We start from the raw sequence: 18,352 nt of genomic DNA, 5'->3' as shown, positions 1-18,352 counted from the left end.
ACCCATGTGCTATTCGGCTCAAATCAAGGCGGACTATCTGCGGTTCGTCAGGACTTTTGGCGCACGCCTTGATCTCCAGGAATTCATCCGAATCTACTGGGAGCGCGAGCAAGGGCAAGCAACCAAGATCCCGAAGGCCGTCGACGCGTTTTTCTCCGAGCCACAATCCGACGATGAGCAGCGTATCAAAGCGATGATCGATCGGTTCAATCAAGTGCAGTCATCCAAACTTGAGAAAGAACTGTTTGTGCAGCGCAAACGTCTGGCGGATGCGGAGCGGGCGTTGCAAGTGAAGGCGACGAAGGCCGCAGCCGAAAGCAAACGCATCGCCACAGACAAGATCGAAGCGGCCATGCGACGCTTAGATGATCTTCGTCGCACCGAATCGAAGCCGCGGGATGCGCGAATCTTTCCGGGCCATTACGCACCAGTGCTTATCGAGCAAGACGGTCAACGCGTCGTCAAACCAATGCGATATCAATGCCGGCCTGCGGGCCAGCCAGCCATGTACGACCGGAAATATCCCGGCACCTACAACGCGAGACGCGATAACTTGGAAGGCTTCTGGAAGCAGCTTTTTGGGTACTCGCACGGCATCATGGTCGCCAATGCGTTCTACGAGAACGTCAGTGCAGCGCGCCTCGAGGGGCACACGCTGGCCAAGGGGGAGAAGGACGCGAACGTCGTGCTCGAATTCAAGCCAAATCCGCCGATCGACATGCTCGTGGCTTGCTTGTGGTCCCGATGGCAAGGCAAAGACGAGCCCGACCTTCTGTCGTTTGCGGCAATCACGGATGAGCCGCCTCCTGAGATCGCGGCCGCCGGCCACGATCGCTGCATCATTCCGATTCAATGGGCACAAGTCGACGCGTGGTTGAGTCCGGACACCGGCGAGCTCGCCGCGCAGTACGCAATTCTCGATGCGCGTGAGCGGCCGTACTATGAGCATCAGTTGGCGGCATGAGAAACATCGGCGATATAAACGCGCGGAAAACACGTGAAGCGGCCAGCAGTGGTGTATCGGTTATGATCGCCTCTGTGGCGACAGGCCGGTCGCCACAATCCCGGTAAATCAAAGCATGGAATAACAATGCCGATCACCTGCTATTACTCGCTGAATAAGAAGCAAACCTCGTTACTACAATGCCCGGGTCTGGGCAGCATTCCGGCGTTTTCCGGAAAGGACCAATACGTCAACGACCCCGCCGCGACAGCAGTTGCGAAGAAGGGCCCAATCCCGGCTGGCACCTACTACATCATCGATCGCCAGACCGGCGGACGTCACCCCGAGATCGAGGACGCGATTCACGACATCATCACAAACACGCATCGGCGGGAGTGGTTTTCGCTTTACAGTACAACTCCGCCGATCGGTGATTACACGAGCGTGAAGGGTGTCGTTCGAGGGAACTTCCGCATTCATCCGGTCGGTCGACTTGGAGAAAGTGACGGCTGCATTACACTCACGCATCCGACGCAGTTCGAACAATTGCGGACGTTCCTGCACTCACAGAAGACCGAGAAAATTCCTGGCACCGAGCTTTTCTATTACGGAAAGGTGATCGTCCAATGAAGCGATTTTTCGTCTCACTGTTCGCGGCGCTCGTTCTCGCATTTCCGATAGCCATCGCGATTGGCCGCAGTTCGTGGTTCGGGCATTGGATGGCGAACGGTCACGGATGGGACGCGTTTGATCCACTGCTCAACTTCTTTGGCGTGATCGGCGTCGAGGGCGAAGGTGACGTCGTCGTCAATACGTTGTTGGTCGCGTCGTTCGCTCTGTCGTTTGCGCTCGCATGGTTCGTATTCGGCGCCTTCGCGCGAGCTCGGCAGCAAAAAGCGAAGTGATTGTAATGTTCTCGGCCTGCCTCTGCGCAGATGAAGCCGTTCAGGTCCGAGGGCAACGCGTTTGTCCGCTCATACGCGATAGACCTATCCCGCAAGCGGAATACGGAAGACACCGCCAGCGGTGGGCATACAACGCGAACACGAGGGTACTTGAGGAGGGATACTTGAAGTCTCCGTTGCCCGACGTGAACCGGCAGCAGGATGAGAAGCGCCCGACAGGCGAAAGGTTGCTTCGGCTAGAATACAGGGCTGATAACGGCAAGCCGTAAGCAGCTGGCAGAGCAGAACCTCGAAACGTTCCTGGACTGGGTCCGAGCTAAGTCTTTCGTTCGATGAGGAGCCGTGGGGCGTGATCGCGCAAGGAAATCGCTATCGAGTGCGGGTTTGCGAAGTCGGCGCTCGACCAGAGCCCGCGCATCAAGGCCTCGCACGACACATGAGCGGAACGTCGGACCTCACACTGGCGAGCTTATAAGTGGCTGCAGTACATCCCAACGGACACAAAACATAGCGACCAGCCACCTGCATTGCCTTCCGACTCATAGCCAACGCACGTTCCTCCCCCATGCTTTCATCCAAGTCCACCTACGATCTGCCGTCCGGAGTACCGAGGCCCGTCGTCAAAGAAGAGCACATCGAATACGGCTTCCTTGGCAAGCTTCAGGACTTGAAGTACGAATACCGCGACGACATTCGCGATCGCGCCGCGCTGGAAAAGAACTTCCGGGAGAAGTTCGAGGCCCTCAACCGCGTCAAGCTGACCGAAGCCGAGTTCGCCAGGCTCCTGGATGAAATAGTTACCCCGGATGTCTACACCGCTGCCAAGACCCTGCGCGGCATCAATGCCTTCACCCGCGACGACGGCACGCCGTTGAACTACACGCTGGTGAACATCAAGGACTGGTGCAAAAACCACTTCGAGATCGTTCACCAGCTGCGAATCAATACCGACAACAGCCACCATCGCTACGACGTAATCCTGCTCATCAACGGCGTGCCCTGTGTGCAGATCGAGCTGAAAACCCTGGGCGTCAATCCGCGCCGAGCCATGGAGCAGATCGTCGAATACAAGCACGACCCCGGCAACGGCTACACCAAGACGCTGCTCTGCTTCATGCAGCTCTTCATCGTCAGCAACCGCGACCGCACCTACTACTTCGCCAACAACAACGCCCGCCACTTCGCTTTTAATGCCGACGAGCGCTTTCTGCCCATCTATGAGTTTGCAGATGAAGACAACCGCAAGATCACTCAACTCGACGAGTTTGCAGAGCACTTCCTGAAAAAGTGTGATCTCGGCCGCACCATCAGCCGTTATATGGTGCTGCTCGCAGGTGAGCAGAAGCTCATGATCATGCGGCCCTATCAGGTCTATGCCGTGCAGCACATCATCAAGTGCATCGACGAAGACAATGGCAACGGCTACATCTGGCATACCACGGGCAGCGGCAAGACGCTCACCTCCTTCAAGGCCTCAACGTTGCTGAAGGAAAACGAGCACATTCACAAGTGTGTGTTCGTCGTGGACCGGAAGGACCTCGACCGCCAGACGCGGGAGGAATTCAACAGGTTCCAGGAAGGTTGCGTCGAAGAAAACACAAACACCGCCGCCCTTGTGCGCCGCCTACTTTCAGAGGACTACGCCGACAAGGTCATCGTCACCACCATCCAGAAGCTCGGCCTGGCGCTGGACGAAAACAGCAAGCGCAACAAGCAGCGCAGCAAGAACGGCCTGGCCACCTTCAAGGAACAGCTCGAAGCACTGCAGGACAAGCGCATTGTCTTCATCTTCGACGAATGTCACCGTTCGCAGTTTGGCGACAATCACAAGGCCATCAAAGCATTTTTCCCGAAGGCGCAGCTCTTCGGTTTCACCGGCACGCCGATATTTGGTGGACCCAACGGCAACGCCAGCCGCATAAAAATCGACGGTGAGGTGGCCTCGTATCGAACCACCGAGGAGCTCTTCCACAAGCAGCTCCACGCCTACACCATCACCCATGCCATCGAAGATGGCAACGTCCTGCGCTTCCACGTCGACTACTTCAAGCCCGAGGGTAAGAACCCGCCAAAGCCCGGCGAAGCCATTGCCAAGAAGGCCATCATCGAGGCCATTCTTGCCAAGCACGATGCCGCCACCGGCGGGCGCCGCTTCAACGCGATCCTCGCCACCGCGTCCATCAACGACGCCATCGAATACCACGCTCTGTTCAAGACCATGCAGGCGGAAAAGCAGGCCACCGATCCAGATTTCAAGCCGCTGAACATTGCCTGCGTCTTCTCCCCGCCTGCCGAGGGCAACCCGGATGTCAAGCAGATCCAGGAAGACCTGCCGCAGGAGCAGGCGGACAACGAAGAAGACCCCGAGGGCAAGAAAGCCGCGCTCAAGGCCATCCTGGGCGACTACAACACCCGCTATGGCACCAACCACCGCTTGAGCGAGTTCGACCTCTACTACCAGGATGTGCAGAAGCGCATCAAGGACCAGCAGTGGCCCAATGCCGATTACCCGGCCGCGCAGAAGATCGACATCACCATCGTGGTGGACATGCTGCTCACCGGCTTTGATTCCAAGTTCTTGAACACGCTCTACGTGGACAAGAACCTCAAGCACCACGGCTTGATCCAGGCCTTTTCCCGCACCAACCGCGTGCTGACCAGTATTCAGGCACCTGACAAGAAGCCCAATGGTACAAAGCCATTCGGCAACATCCTCGATTTCCGCCAGCAGCAAGATTCCGTCGACGCCGCCATCTCCCTCTTCTCCGGCGAGAAAAGCGGTGAGCAGGCACGGGAAATCTGGCTTGTGGACAAGGCGCCTGTGGTCATCCAGAAGCTGCAGACCGCAGTGCAGAAGTTGGACGACTTCATGACGTCCCAGGGCCTTGCCTGCACGCCCTCCGCCGTGGCCAACCTGAAGGGCGACGAGGCTCGCGCCGCCTTCATCAGCCACTTCAAGGAAGTCCAGCGACTCAAAACCCAGCTGGACCAATACACCGACCTCAGCGAAGACAACAAAGCCTCCATCGAGCAGGTGCTGCCCGATGAAAGCCTGCGCGGCTTCAAAGGCCAGTATCTGCAAACTGCCAAAGAGCTCAGAGCGCAGCAGGGCAAAGACGTCAAGGAAGGTGATGGCCCCGGCAACGATGACCCCGTGGACCAGCTCGACTTCGAGTTTGTCCTCTTCGCTTCCGCCGTCATCGACTACGACTACATCATGGGCCTCATCGCCAAGTTTTCCGCCAAGGGGCCCGGCAAGGCCGCGATGACCCGCGAGGAACTCATCGGCCTCATCAGCGCCGACGCCAAGTTCATGAACGAGCGCGACGACATCGCCGAATACATCGCCACGCTCCAGGCGGGTGAGGGCCTCTCTGAGGCCGCCATCCGCGACGGCTATGCCCGCTTCAAGGCCGAGAAGAGCGCCAAGGAAGTCGCCGACATCGCCGCGAAGCACGGCCTCACCACCGTCGCCCTTCAAAGCTTCGTGGACGGCATCCTCGACCGCATGATCTTCGATGGCGAGCAACTCAATGACCTCATGGCCCCGCTCGACCTCGGCTGGAAGGCTCGAACCCAGGCCGAACTCGCCCTGATGGAAGACCTCCACCCCCTCCTCACTAAACGCGCCGGTGGCCGCGACATTTCAGGACTCAGTGCGTATGAGCAATAAGAACAAAGCCGCTACAAAAAGGGAAGGGGCAAAGCCTGCGCTGGTACCGAAGCTGCGATTTCCTGAATTTCAAAATGCTGGCGACTGGACGACCGAAGTGCTCCGGGCGGTTGCGACAATCCGTACAGAAAAAGTTGGCAATAACGTTTGCGTGCCGATGAGCATCACATCGGGCGTGGGGCTTGTAAGCCAAGAAGACAAGTTTGGTCGCGTGATCGCGGGCGACTCATACAAAAATTACTTGCTCTTGAAGCCAAACGAATTTGCCTACAACAAGAGCGCCACCAAAGAGTATCCCGAGGGCTTTCTCACCTTGTACTCGGGCACTGAGCTGGCAGCGGTCCCGAACAGCATATTTACTTGTTTTCGCATCAACGGGGATTCACCAGATGTACGGTTTCTGAATTGTCAATTCTCAGACAACCTACACGGGCGCTGGCTGCGCAAATTCATTCAGGTGGGCGCTAGGGCTCATGGCTCGTTAAGCATCAACGACAACGATTTGATGGCACTACCTGTCCCCGTCCCGACGGGCACGACATCTGTCGCCGAGCAACAAAAAATCGCTGAGTGCTTGAGTTCGGTTGACGAGCTGATCGCCGCACAAGCGGCGAAAGTGGATGCGTTCAAGACCCATAAAAAAGGGCTGATGCAGCAGCTTTTCCCCAGCGAAGGCAAAACATTTCCGAGCCTTCGGCTTCCGGAGTTTCAAGGGGAAGAGGGTTGGAAAATTTTACCACTCGCCGCTTTGGCCGACAAGATTATGGTCGGAATCGCTAGTGCAGCCACTCATGCATATCGTGAAACTGGTGTGCCCATGCTAAGAAATCAAAATATTAAGGAGGGTGGAATTGATGATTCTAGCCTTCTATTTATCGATCCGATTTATGAAGCGGCTCACAAAAATAAACGATTGAAAACAGGTGATGTCATAACGGTAAGAACTGGCTACCCTGGTTTGTCTGCGGTAGTTACCAAGTCTTATGAGAATGCACAGTGTTTTACATCCCTAATAACTCGCCCCAAAGCTGATATTTTGGATTCAAATTATCTCTGTCTATATATAAACTCTCCTATTGGGAAAAAGTTCATGTTGGGAGCAGAGGCTGGCGGGGCGCAAAAAAACGTCAATGCCGGGACATTAGAAACACTCAAGGTTCATTTCCCACAACTTGAAGAGCAACGAAAAATAGCCTCGAGTCTCAATAATTTGGACGCCCTGATCAGCGCCGAAACCCAAAAGCTCGAAGCCCTCGCGATCCATAAAAAAGGGCTGACACAGCAGCTTTTCCCATCCGCGGAAGGCATTGACGCATGAGCACCAAGCCGAAGATCAACAAGTACACCAACCTCAGGACACTCGCGAGGAAGCTGCGTGACGATCTGGGCGGTGTCGATCTCATCCTTCTGTATGCCTACAACCGCACGGGCAAGACGCGGCTGTCGATGGAGTTCAAGGACCAGGGGAAGCGCAAGAACGATGGCGCTCCCGACACCCTCTACTTCAATGCGTTTACCGAAGACTTGTTCACTTGGGACAACGATCTTAACGGTGATGCTGTCCGGCGGCTTCAGCTCAATCCCAACTCCACCTTCTTCAATGGCCTGAAAGACCTCGCACTGGACGAAACGATTGCGGGCTACCTCGACCGCTACGCGGACTTCGATTTCGACATTGACTACGAGACATGGAAGGTCTCTTTCCGCAAAGGTGAAGCCGAGAACATCAAGATCTCCCGTGGCGAGCAGAATATCTTCATCTGGTGCCTCTTCATGGCCATTTGCGAGCGGATGCTCGACGGTCACGTGTCCTATCAATTGAACAAATATCTCTACATTGATGACCCCATCTCTTCACTGGACGACAACAACGCCATCGCCGTGGCTTGCGACCTCGCCCAACTCCTGCGCCGGGCTGTGAGCCGCAAGAGCCAAGACGGCACTCCTGCGCCCATCAAGGTTGTTTTCTCGTCCCATCACGCCCTTTTCTTCAACGTGATGTGCAACGAGATTGGCAGAGCAAAAGAGGGCGAGTCGAGGGTGACCCACAAGCGCTACTTTCTGCACCGCCCGAACGGAGACGGCGTATATACCCTGCGAGCCACCGAAGACACGCCCTTTTTCCACCACGTCGCGTCACTCGCTGAGCTCCAACTTGCCGCTGCCGGGGGCACCGGCAAGCTATACACCTTCCATTTCAACGCCCTGCGCAGCATCATGGAAAAAACGGCGTCGTTCTTCGGCCACGCTGACATCTCCTTCTGCCTCAAGGCGCTGAGCATCGAGGAAGACCGTGCACTCTACAACCGCGCTCTGAACCTCCTCAGTCATGGCAAATACGCCATCCACGAGCCGACCGAAATGGGGGAGGACAACAAAGAGCTGTTCCGGCGCATTCTGGAAGACTTCACCACCAAATTCCGATTCGACCTGCCTGACATTCTTGAGACGGTGCCGACACCGACACCAGCCGCAGCACCCGCCGCCGCACCTGCCACGACCCCATGAACGAATTCAAACAAAAGCAACTCAACCAGACCCTCTGGAGCATCGCGGACCAACTGCGCGGCGCCATGGATGCGGACGACTTCCGCGACTACATGCTGTCCTTCCTTTTCCTGCGCTACCTTTCGGACAATTACGAAACGGCGGCGAAGAAGGAGTTGGGGCGGGACTACCCGGATGTGGGAAGCGACATCCGCAACGTGCCGCTGGCGCTCTGGTATGCGAACAACGTTGACGACATCCCGGCGTTCGAGAAACAGATGCGCCGCAAGGTACATTACGTCATTCAGCCCGCGCATCTCTGGAACAGCATCGCCAACCTGGCCCGCACCCAAGACGCAGAGCTGCTGAACACGCTGCAAGCGGGCTTCAAGTACATCGAGACGGAATCCTTTGAGAGCACCTTCCAAGGTCTGTTCTCCGAGATCGATCTGAGTTCCCCGAAGCTCGGTAAAACTTACGCCGACCGGAACGCTAAGCTCTGCGCCATCATCCAGAAAATCGCCGAAGGACTGGCGAAGTTCTCCACCGACATCGACGCGCTGGGCGATGCCTATGAATACCTGATAGGCCAGTTTGCCGCGGGGTCCGGCAAGAAGGCAGGCGAGTTCTACACCCCGCAACAGATTTCCGACATCCTCTCCACCATCATCACGCTGGACAGTCAGGAACCGAAAACCGGAACCAAGAAGCGGCTGGAAAGCGTGCTGGACTTTGCGTGTGGCTCTGGCTCGCTGTTGCTCAACGTGCGCAAGAAAGTGGCCAAGGCGAACGGCGCCGTCGGCAAAATATTCGGCCAGGAAAAGAACATCACGACCTACAACCTTGCGCGCATGAACATGCTGTTGCACGGGGTGAAAGACACTGAGTTCGAGATCTTCCACGGAGATACCCTGCTTAACGAGTGGGACATGATGCGGGAGCAGAACCCGGCGAAGAAGCCCAGCTTTGACGCCATCGTTGCCAACCCGCCCTTCAGCTACCGTTGGGAACCGACCGACGCGCTGGCCGACGACATGCGCTTCAAGAGCCACGGCCTCGCGCCCAAGTCCGCTGCCGACTTCGCTTTCCTGCTGCACGGCTTTCACTACCTCAAAGACGAAGGCGTGATGGCCATCATCCTGCCGCACGGCGTGCTGTTCCGAGGTGGGGCGGAAGAACGCATTCGCACCAAGCTGCTAAAGGACGGGCACGTCGACACGGTGATCGGCCTGCCCGCCAATCTGTTTTATTCCACCGGCATCCCCGTCTGCATCCTGGTGTTGAAGAAGTGCAAGAAGCCGGACGATGTCCTGTTCATTAACGCAAGCGGGCCGGAGCACTTCGAGAAAGGCAAACGCCAGAACCAGCTCAAGCCCGAGCACATCGCCAAGATCATCAAGACCTACCAGTTCCGCGAAGAAGAGGCGCGCTACTCGCGCAGGGTAGAGATGGCCGAGATCGAGAAGAACGATTTCAACCTGAACATCTCGCGCTATATCAGCACGGCGGTGAACGAAACGGAGATCGTTCTGGATGAGGCTCACCAAGCGCTGGTGGAGATTGAAAAGGCGATTGCGGCTGCGAAGGACAAGCACAACGCTTTCCTGCGAGAACTGGATTTGAAGCCGTTGCCATAGGCGCTCACACTGACTTGTCCGTGCAGGCCGCTCCTCACCCTCGGCCTGCGCGAAGATGGTCTCGGCATGCTGCTGCGCCAGACGGTCCAATGTAGTCTGCTCCGAGCGGCGGCGCTCGTGGTGAACAAGTGCGCCGTCCGGCGCCCGGCGGGGCTGCCGGTCAATGGCTTGCACGCAGGGTTCCAGGAAGATTGTGAACCGGCATGGTCTCGAGCCATATGCCGCGTCTCAACCGCTCCGAACGTCGCCTAACCGCACCGCACAAGCGGACTTCATGACGACGTAGTTGGTTAGTGCACATGCAGGGCGGCACAGGCGAGCCGCAGCAACTGCCCGACTCGCGATCGCGATGTAGTTTTGAAATTTGTTGAATCGTCGCGGCAGCGTGCGCACAGACGAGGCGCACCGAATAGCGAAGGAAGTGCTCCAAGGGATGATAAGGAGGGCGTTCTGCTTTGGCGTGTCTGGCTTATAATATCGCGGGGGTGATCAGTCGATTACCTTTAACAGCGGATAGGCGCGTGGAGAACCGCCGCCTTCGTATGCCGAGAAGATAACGCTATCACCAATCGCAGGCTTAGGCGACGGTCCAAAGACGCTGTCCATGTGGAAAAAAACATCACCTTGCTCGGCTGCTATAAAGCCATAGCTACCGTAGTCGACTCGTCTGACCACTCCTTCTTCGCGGAGCGAGACCGTGTAACAAAGGCGCCCGCAGCGTCGGACAAGTTCATCTGCTTGCGGCCTCGATTTAGGATCTTTCTGCAAGCAGGCAAATGAAATTTCTAAAAGCTCGCTGGCGAGCGGCGCAAACTGTGGATTGCTCAGCACGAACGCAGGAACGCCAGGTTTCGCTGCTTCTAGTATTTTCTGCACAGCCCTCAGGCCGGAACCAAACGGCTGCTGTCCTGTGAGCAAGTGGAAGATCATTGCGCCCAGGGACCACACGTCTGCCGCCCGTGTAACTTCTTTGGGCGTGTCGATGGCTTCTGGCGCCATGTAGGGAAGCGCGCCGACTGCGGTCTGCGACGTCGTGAGCGTTTGATCCCCACCCTCTGCCGCCTCTACAAGCTCCTCTTCTGCCATCTTGGCAATGCCAAAGTCGGTAATCTTGATTTCACTCAGCGAATAGTTTCCTATGACCATCACGTTGGTTGGTTTGAGGTCACGGTGGATTACACCGGCGTGATGCGCGGCTGCCAATCCCTTCGCCATATGGTGGAGAACTTTCGCTACGAGGTACGGATCAAGGAACGACGCTCTACGCAGCAGCGCCTTGCTCAGGTCAGTGCCAGCAATGAATTCTTCGATCAGGTAGCGGCTATCGTCCATTCTTACGTAGTCGAGTGTTTTCGCTACGTTAGGGTGGTTGACCTTGGCGGCCACGACAGCGCTGCGGCGGAATCGTTTTGTAGCAGACTTATTCTTCGGCGTTTTTAAGGCGACGATCCGACTGGAAAGTAGGTCCGTGGCCGCGTATACGTATTGCATACCGCCCTCATCGACATAGCGCAGTATCTTGTATCGTTCGCCGACGATATCCCCAGCTGACAGTGGACCGCTCATAGCACGATTTCCGGATGCGAAATATCAAAGGTGATAAAGCGCCGTTCAACGCTCCGCCGATGCGATCCGCCTAATGCAACGACGCATGCCCCTGGAAGGGGCGAGCCAGCGGTGACCAACAGATTATTAATCTGCACTTCGCCGGAGACACCGTCGACAACGAACGAGAGTCCGTCATAGCGGATCGCGATCTTCCCGATGTCTCCGAAGCTTAGGCTCACCGCTCTGTTCTTGGCATCCAGGACAGATGCTTTGCCCTGGTAGACAACAAGGGCCCTGTGCCTATCAAAAAGGATGTGTCGCGCCAGCGCGTTGCGTACGTCGCGCATGGACGGCCGCTTCGTTGGGTTACCTGAAAGGCATGAATTGAGAAGGCGTGCGATTTCGTCCCCTATATTCAGGGCGAGCAACCCGAAGTAGCCCTTTGGGCTGACCTCCGGGGGCTGCTTCATCATTCCGTTGGGAAGACTCCCTGTTGCTAGGTATAGAGCTGTCGCACCGAATGCATAGGTATCCACCGCCTTGGTGAAGCTGAAGGGGCTCTTGTAAAGTTCCGGGGCAGCGAAGCCGCGCGTGCCAACAAAGCTTTTAGTTTTTGCGCTCGCTCCATCATCGCGCGCCAGACCGAAATCGAAGATCTTGATGACTCCCTCGGGGTCGGTCTTCATGTTGTTCGGTTTGATGTCCCGGTGAATAACCCCCAACTCGTGGATGTCCGCTATTCCCGAAGCGATCTGCCACAACTGCTTGTAATAAGCATCCGCAGCTGTGGGAACCACATGCGACTGAAACAGATCCTGGCCATCGATGAATTCCTGAACGATTCCAATCTCGTCCGGGTCGGCAGCGAGGACGTCGTAAACCTGCACCACGTGCTTCGAACGCAGCTTGAGCAGAGCAGCAACCTCATCGTCCATTCGACGCTTGTGCGCAGCGCTGCTAATGAACTTGATCGCGACGGGGCGCTCTAGGATTGCGTCCCGGCAGACAATGACGCTGCCCATTCCACCCGACATTGCATTGCCGGACGAAGCGTAGCGAGCGGGGATCTGGCGCATGGCTAGGATTTCTTGTTCGGAAATTCGATCGACAACTGGGGCGCTACTCCCTCAGCGCCTGGCTCGCGGTCGCTGTTCGGGGCCTTCGCTTTGGCCTTACGGCTTCCTCCGCTCTTACGCTTGACCGCTTTTTCCTTGCCAACTGCATTTGCTGGTGCGGATGCGCCGGACGCCTCCTTTCCTAGGTCTTGCGGCGCTCCCGTTGGTGCGGCTGCCTGTTTGGTCGATGCCGTTGATCCAGCGACAGCTGCGGCACTCTCGAGTGCAGGCGAGGGCACATGAGTTGGGTAGCGGTAAGCGTGCTCGAATAACATGCACAGCTCGCCAAATGGATCCCACACCTCAAACGCGGAGTCAATCTGGGTGTAGGTAGCGCCGGAAAGGGCATCTAAGCTGAGAGCTGCGACTGACGCGTTGTCAGGTCCGCCCAGCATTTTGGCGAGGTCGATGAAGCGGCGGGCGCACACGCCAAGATCCTGTGCAAAAGACGCTATCTTGCCGAGATAGGCGGCGTCAATGAAATGCACGCCGTCAGTTGTTAGCAATAACGTGCCGGACAAAGTACGGGGAACCGCCTCAATATGTGGCTCGAGCGATTCCCCGAAGCCGATGAACTGTAGAAGTTCTGATCTCCTCCCGCCTTCGATTGGCTTGCCGAGCTGCCCTTCAAGGGTGTCGTCTTTGGAGAGCTGAAGCATTTTGCCTTCAGCAACGTGGTAGACACGACTGTCACCGACGCTGAGCCAAACGGCTTGATGTCCATGAGCTAGAACGACTGCAACAAGCGTCGAGCCGCCATTTCCGCCGTACGTCACTTGTACGGCGCGGTTCGCTTGCTCCGCGGCTCTCTGCAGCCACTCATTCGGATCGCCAGTGTGCTTTGACTCTCGAGCCACAGTGTCAATGACGGTCGCCAGAGTGAGCGAAGCGCATTCTGCTCCTTGCTTCATGCCACCGATGCCGTCGGCAACGGCAGCAAGGATAAACGGCGCCCCATTGCGGTCGCTGCCCCGGACGAGCGCCACTCTGTCTTGGTTCTCGGCACGTGTCAGGCCAACGTCACTGGCGACGGCCGCACTCAGCGGCGCGACACGACGCACGGCGCCTGCGGCGGTGCGCCGCATGAACCATGTCATCAATTTGGTGGCGGGCGTCAGGGGAGGTGCAGGCATGCGATCGGAATCTTCTATCTAGTTTCGTGAGCGGTAGCGCGCAATAGCGGTCATGATAATAGCTTGTCACCATACTTGGTACTAGGCCGTTGAGCCCAGGAGTCGGCGTTTGACGGCCCCTAGCCGTCGGCGAACGACTGATTGTACGGCGTGCTCATGCGAGGATTGCCCGCCACGCCGTCCGACTTATTCTCCGGGGAACATGCAAGCACTCGACCGCCGTGCGAGGTCGTGTCACCCATCGCGAAGGAACGCAAAACCCATAACGCATGCCCTCTCTTTTTTGGGGTCGGAGGAATGTAGCGCAGCGGGTGTTTCCAGAACCACGCTGCCAATGTTGGTAGTTTTCGAGAGAGGGATTCAAGATCATTGACGATCGCGTTGGACCGTGCGTGCAAAGCGACGGATGCGTCGAGTGCGATGTGCGGCCGTCAGCGTACGAGCGAAAAGGTGCAGCACTTTTGCCATCAACAAATACGAATTTGATGGCAGTTCGCCGCGGGCCAAATCATCCCTCAAGTTTGTGCTCCTGATAAACGGGGAAAGCATGCGTCGGTTCTCGGTCCATCGAGCGTGATGATGTACTCTGCGACCGTCGGGGATGTGATCGCGTGTGGCATTCGTCGCCACTCCTTCCCTTAACCGATCCAGGTAGTCCGCCCACGATTGCATCATGACGACACGGTCATCAAGGAATTTAGTCCGGTTGTAGGTAGTCCCCAGGTTGTCGGGAACCCTGTGTGCCAGTTGAAGCTCGATGACTTCGGCTGGAAACCGTAGGCGTTCATGCAAAATCGTTCGTGCCATAGCGCGGAACCCATGGCCGGTGATCTCGGTCTTCGTATCAAAGCCGAGCCGCTTCAACGCTGCATTTATCGCTGCTCCGCTCATCGGCTTTCTGCGGTCGCGCCCGGGAAATACAAACCGCCAACGTCCAGTAAGGGCATGCAGTTCCTTCAGTATTTCGATCGCCTGATCGGCCAACGGAACAAGGTGATCGGTCTTCGTCTTTGAAACGGTGTACCGCCATTCTCTGCGGTCGAAGTCGACCTGCGACCATTCTGCCTGTCGTAGCTCGCCCGGGCGAACGAACAGCATCGGTGCGAGCCGCAGTGCCGCGCGCACGACGAACGTGCCTGCGAAACGGTCTAAAGCACGCAGCATTTCTCCAACTTTGCTTGGGTCCGTCAGCGATGCAAAGTGCGTATGCCTATTAGGCCGCAACGCGCCGCGCAAATCTGCGGTAACGTCACGCAGGGCGTGTCCAGTTGCTACCGCGTAGCGGAAGACTTGCCCGCACGTTTGATGGAGTCGGTGCGCCGTGTCATTTGCGCCGCGGGCCTCGGCCCGGCGCAACACGTCGAGCACTTCAGGTGCGGATATTTCCGAAATTGGACGCGCGCCCAACACCGGGAATGCGTCTTTCTTGAGCCGCCCGATGATTTTGTCTCGGTGGCTCGCAGACCATACGGGGGTTTGCCGCTCCAACCACTCTAACGCAACGACCCTGAACGTATTCGCGGCGCTAAGTTTTGAGAGTCGCTTCTTTTCTTTCTTGGCCTGGCTTGGATCGATGCCGTCCGCAAGCATGGCGCGCGCTTCGTCCCGCTTCCTACGGGCATGTGCTAGCGTGACGTCAGGATAGACGCCAAGCGCGAGTCGCTTCTCCCGGGCGTTGAACCGATATTTGAGCCTCCAGTATTTTCCGCCCGACGGCGAAATCTCGAGATACATTCCGCGACCATCCGAGATTCGGTATGTCTTTTCTCGCGGTGTCGCCCGGCGAACTTCCAAGTCGGTAAGAGGCATGACGTTACCTCCGTCTATGCTGGACACCACCGAACTGCGCGATGGTGCCTGGCGCGATGTGGTCGGGGCATTGCCTTCCCCCGATCATTGCATCACTGTTCAAACTTGATCTTCGCTTGCTCAAGCATCCAAGCTTCAATTTTGTCGTGCCACATGCGTAAGAGGTCGAGAGGGCGACGCCGGTAGTGTTTCTCTGCAATTGCGGATGGCTTATGTCCTTGGATCTGCGCGACGACGCCTACAGGCACCTCGACCCACTCGGACAACGTCCCGAACGACCGCCGCAGACCATGCAGCGAAATGTGTGGCAACCCCGTCGGTGTCAGCGCTCGATTGTGCGCGTGACGTGGCTCGGCAATTTTCCCGTCTGCTGCGGTCTTGCTGGCGAAGACCCACTCGGACGGCTCCCACTGTTCGCCCCTTTCAGAGAGGCGGGCAGTTTGGCGCTTATTTGGGGGCATCTCGTTGAGACGCTGTAAATTCCGCAATAGGCTCGCCAAGTATGGGGTGAGTGGAATGGTACGGCCGCCAGTGCCTTCAACCTTGTCGTTCATGGTCAAGCTGCGCCAGCGAAAGTCGACGTCGTCCCAACGCAGCGCGGCTAGTTCTTCTCGACGGGCGCCGGTAATCAAGAGGCCTTGGAGGTATGCGCTAATCACTGGATTGACGATGCCACGTACTGCACTGAACCAAACGGATAGTTGCTCTCGCTGCAGGCAGTCATCCTTCGCGGCGCTGCGAGGGAGAATTCCCTTCACCTTTGGTGAGGCATAGGCCTCGTGTGGGATGATGCTTGCATAGGTCTCGTGAGTGTCGCACCACCGAATGAACGCCTTGAACAGGCCGAACGCATGGCCGGCATTCGTTGGCCCCCGAGGTATTTCGGCCTCGAGCCATTCGGACATGGATGCCGCGGTTATCTCGGTCAACCTGCGCGGCATGAGCGGAGCTAATGGCCCACGCACTTTTTCTTTGCCACCGCGTTTGGCAATGCCTCCTCCGGGCGACGAGAGGTTGATATGGTCGAGGATGTATCGCTCTGACCGAGGCTTTTTCGTTTTCGGGGAAATCTTCGTGCGAAGGTGTTCGAGGTACTGTTCCCATGCTTCGCCGACTGTCACGTCCTGGCGTTTCTTGGCGGCCTGCCGGGCTTCGTGCGCCGCCTTCTGTTCGGCCTCATGCTCGCGTGGATCGATGCCGCCGTCGATGAGCGTCTGAAGACTTCTCGCTCGCTCCTGCGCCTGATCGATGGTCCAGCTTCGCGGATCGCCGATGGTGATCCGCACTGTAGTGCCGTGTATTTTTCCTTGGAAGACGTACGCCTTGGCGCCTCCAGTCGTGGCGCGCAAACCCAGCCCCGGGGTCTTGCTATCCCATAGGAACGACTGTGACTTACCTTCGGCGCAGCGATGCGCTTCTACGCGAGCCGCCGTGAAATTTACCTTGGCCATCCAACCACCTTGTTTTCGGGTCCGCGATTCCGTGTAACCGCTGTGTAACCCGATTATGCGGCAGTGGAGGTATTTGGATCAACATCGATCATCCGGTAGACTCACAATAATCGTTTAAATACAATGGTTTATCGGGGTTGATCAAAGCCGATCTATCTCAAGGAATGTCGACTTGTTCGTATTCGCAATGCGAAGGTCGTGAGTTCGATCCTCATCCGCACCGCGGACGACACCCACGCTGCCCTGCTGACGTAGAACCTCGTTGCCCCCGGCTGATCGAAGTGCGGCGGAGGCAGGGGCGAAACCCGTTGGCTTCCCCCTTTGCGTGCTGCGCGCTCAGGCTGGCGTAATTATCAGTCGCTGTTGGTGGACTTCAATCTTGAGGCGCTGGCGGGGCATGAAGCCGGCTTCCTCGAGCCAACGGCCGGACAGCTTGAACCACGGCACGAGAAGCGGGGCAGCTCGTCGTTTCGGCGAATACGGACGCCAGCGCGGTGATTCCTGAATCGTGACACTGCGAACGGGATGGGCGTCAAATGCTTTATGATCGGCGTTAGCCATATCAACTCCTGTATTGAGTTGGTGGTGGTTAGCGGGTCGTATGGGTTGCCGCCCATGCGGCCCGCGCTTCCTTGTTACAGCGGTGGCAGAGCTCCTGATAACGGTGATGTGCGATCTTCAACTGTATAAAAGAACGAGGCGGCTAACCATTGGCCGTTTGGCATAGGGCGTTCAGGGATGTTCAATTTACCCTATTGACCTGCTCCCGCGGTTAGTACGGTAACGGTGTAGAGTCCGTTCCAAAGAGGAGCGGCAATGAAGAAGCGATTCACGGAAGAACAGATTATTGGGGTACTGAAGGAGGCCGAGACGGGCGTGAAGCCGGCCGAGCTGTGCCGAAAGTACGGTATCTCGGAAGCGACGTACTACACTGGAAGGCGAAGCACGGCGGTGGATTTGCCCCTGCATGACCGGACACGCGGTCACGCTTTATCGTTTTGACGAAGCTTTCGGCCATCCCGTTCTTCTGAGGATCGTGCGGCGGGCACGCGTCGATCTTGAAGCCGTATCCCTCGGCCAACTCGGCGTATGAGCGCTTTACCTCTGGGGCGTACATGCAGGCTCGCGCGATGACGCACTTCGCGTTGTCGATGATCAGCCGTGCGGAAATGCCGCCCCATCAGTTAAAGGTCCGACGGTGGCAGGCGAGCCCCGTCTGCCGCGCGCCAATCAAGATGAGAACAGCGCGTCAATCAGGATGAGAATGCGGACGCAGCAGCGGCGGTGACGGGCGTAGCATCACGAAGCGGCGCGTCGATGAGCCTATCGATGGTACGAAGCGACTCGTCGGACCCTGCGCTCAAGTCCAAGCGCGATTTGCCGATAACTATTGATAGTGCACGTTCCCTTGTGAATACAAGGGTTTTGCACGCTGCTGTTTCAAGGGACCCGGCGCGCTCGCTCGTGCGATACGCGGTACTTTGGCTATCCGCGACGAGGGAAGCGTCCCCCTGCAGCGAGAGAAGCAAGTGGCGGTTGAACGGTAGACCCGGGGTCGCGGTGGCCTGACGGTATCGCGCCGAATGCTTGTTTGCACCGACGTGCAAAAGGTCGTTTGTGGTCGTTACGAAGACGATTTTTCAGCACTAAA

At 57.2% G+C, this 18,352-nt stretch carries 13 protein-coding genes and 2 pseudogenes; 8 read left to right on the top strand and 7 right to left on the bottom strand.

The genetic code is table 11. The features are described 5' to 3' along the window. Window positions 1-4 precede the first annotated feature (4 nt). The 7 genes from DWV00_RS12555 (at window position 5) to DWV00_RS12525 (ending at window position 9,645) form a co-directional block, all read left to right on the top strand. Complete coding sequence (locus DWV00_RS12555) at window positions 5-964, top strand: SOS response-associated peptidase family protein (RefSeq protein ID WP_115533929.1); 960 nt, start codon at window positions 5-7, stop codon at window positions 962-964. 126 nt (window positions 965-1,090) lie between these two features. After that, on the top strand, window positions 1,091-1,573 hold the full coding sequence (locus tag DWV00_RS12550) for a DUF2778 domain-containing protein (RefSeq protein WP_115533928.1): 483 nt from the start codon (window positions 1,091-1,093) through the stop codon (window positions 1,571-1,573). Beyond that, window positions 1,570-1,848, top strand: coding sequence for a hypothetical protein (locus DWV00_RS12545; protein ID WP_115533927.1), 279 nt, complete (start codon window positions 1,570-1,572; stop codon window positions 1,846-1,848). The genes DWV00_RS12550 and DWV00_RS12545 overlap by 4 nt, the downstream gene beginning before the upstream one ends. 565 nt (window positions 1,849-2,413) lie before the next feature. Continuing rightward, on the top strand, window positions 2,414-5,521 hold the full coding sequence (locus DWV00_RS12540; protein ID WP_115533926.1) for a type I restriction endonuclease subunit R: 3,108 nt from the start codon (window positions 2,414-2,416) through the stop codon (window positions 5,519-5,521). After that, window positions 5,511-6,839, top strand: coding sequence for a restriction endonuclease subunit S (locus DWV00_RS12535; RefSeq protein ID WP_115533925.1), 1,329 nt, complete (start codon window positions 5,511-5,513; stop codon window positions 6,837-6,839). The genes DWV00_RS12540 and DWV00_RS12535 overlap by 11 nt, the downstream gene beginning before the upstream one ends. Next, on the top strand, window positions 6,836-8,029 hold the full coding sequence (locus tag DWV00_RS12530; protein ID WP_115533924.1) for an ATP-binding protein: 1,194 nt from the start codon (window positions 6,836-6,838) through the stop codon (window positions 8,027-8,029). The genes DWV00_RS12535 and DWV00_RS12530 overlap by 4 nt, the downstream gene beginning before the upstream one ends. Next, a complete protein-coding gene (locus tag DWV00_RS12525) occupies window positions 8,026-9,645 on the top strand; it encodes a type I restriction-modification system subunit M (protein WP_115533923.1) in 1,620 nt (539 codons plus the stop codon). The genes DWV00_RS12530 and DWV00_RS12525 overlap by 4 nt, the downstream gene beginning before the upstream one ends. A gap of 489 nt (window positions 9,646-10,134) precedes the next feature. On the opposite strand, the gene DWV00_RS12520 is transcribed toward DWV00_RS12525, so the two are convergent. The 7 genes and pseudogenes from DWV00_RS12520 to DWV00_RS12490 all read right to left on the bottom strand — a co-directional run bounded on the left by DWV00_RS12520 (window position 10,135) and on the right by DWV00_RS12490 (window position 17,262). After that, window positions 10,135-11,211 carry a serine/threonine-protein kinase gene (locus DWV00_RS12520; RefSeq protein WP_115533922.1) on the bottom strand — a complete coding sequence of 359 codons (1,077 nt, stop codon included), beginning with the start codon at window positions 11,209-11,211 and terminating at the stop codon, window positions 10,135-10,137. Further along, the gene (locus DWV00_RS12515) at window positions 11,208-12,269 is read right to left on the bottom strand and encodes a serine/threonine-protein kinase (protein WP_115533921.1); all 1,062 of its coding nucleotides are present in this window, start codon (window positions 12,267-12,269) and stop codon (window positions 11,208-11,210) included. Before DWV00_RS12515 ends, DWV00_RS12520 begins: the two co-directional genes overlap by 4 nt. A gap of 2 nt (window positions 12,270-12,271) precedes the next feature. Then, entirely contained in the window at window positions 12,272-13,441 is a 1,170-nt protein-coding gene (locus DWV00_RS12510; protein WP_115533920.1) for a PP2C family protein-serine/threonine phosphatase, read from the bottom strand. A gap of 173 nt (window positions 13,442-13,614) precedes the next feature. Further along, window positions 13,615-13,705, bottom strand: a pseudogene (locus tag DWV00_RS34560) (PAAR domain-containing protein); the annotation flags it as partial. 102 nt (window positions 13,706-13,807) lie between these two features. Beyond that, window positions 13,808-15,250 (bottom strand): tyrosine-type recombinase/integrase, encoded by a 1,443-nt coding sequence (locus DWV00_RS12500; protein WP_342766976.1) that lies wholly within the window; start codon window positions 15,248-15,250, stop codon window positions 13,808-13,810. Window positions 15,251-15,342: 92 nt separating this feature from the next. Continuing rightward, window positions 15,343-16,701 carry a tyrosine-type recombinase/integrase gene (locus DWV00_RS12495; RefSeq protein WP_115533919.1) on the bottom strand — a complete coding sequence of 453 codons (1,359 nt, stop codon included), beginning with the start codon at window positions 16,699-16,701 and terminating at the stop codon, window positions 15,343-15,345. Between the two features lie 336 nt (window positions 16,702-17,037). Beyond that, window positions 17,038-17,262 carry a SymE family type I addiction module toxin gene (locus DWV00_RS12490; RefSeq protein ID WP_115533918.1) on the bottom strand — a complete coding sequence of 75 codons (225 nt, stop codon included), beginning with the start codon at window positions 17,260-17,262 and terminating at the stop codon, window positions 17,038-17,040. Between the two features lie 255 nt (window positions 17,263-17,517). Between DWV00_RS12490 and DWV00_RS12485 the strand changes: the two are divergent. Continuing rightward, window positions 17,518-17,654 (top strand): annotated as a pseudogene (locus DWV00_RS12485) (transposase); the annotation flags it as partial. Between the last annotated feature and the right edge of the window lie 698 nt (window positions 17,655-18,352).

The sequence above is a fragment of the Trinickia dinghuensis genome (assembly GCF_003367175.1).
GTDB lineage: Bacteria > Pseudomonadota > Gammaproteobacteria > Burkholderiales > Burkholderiaceae > Trinickia > Trinickia dinghuensis.
The sequence above is the reverse complement of the archived record's forward strand: the minus strand, read 5'-3'. Positions and strand labels throughout refer to the sequence as shown.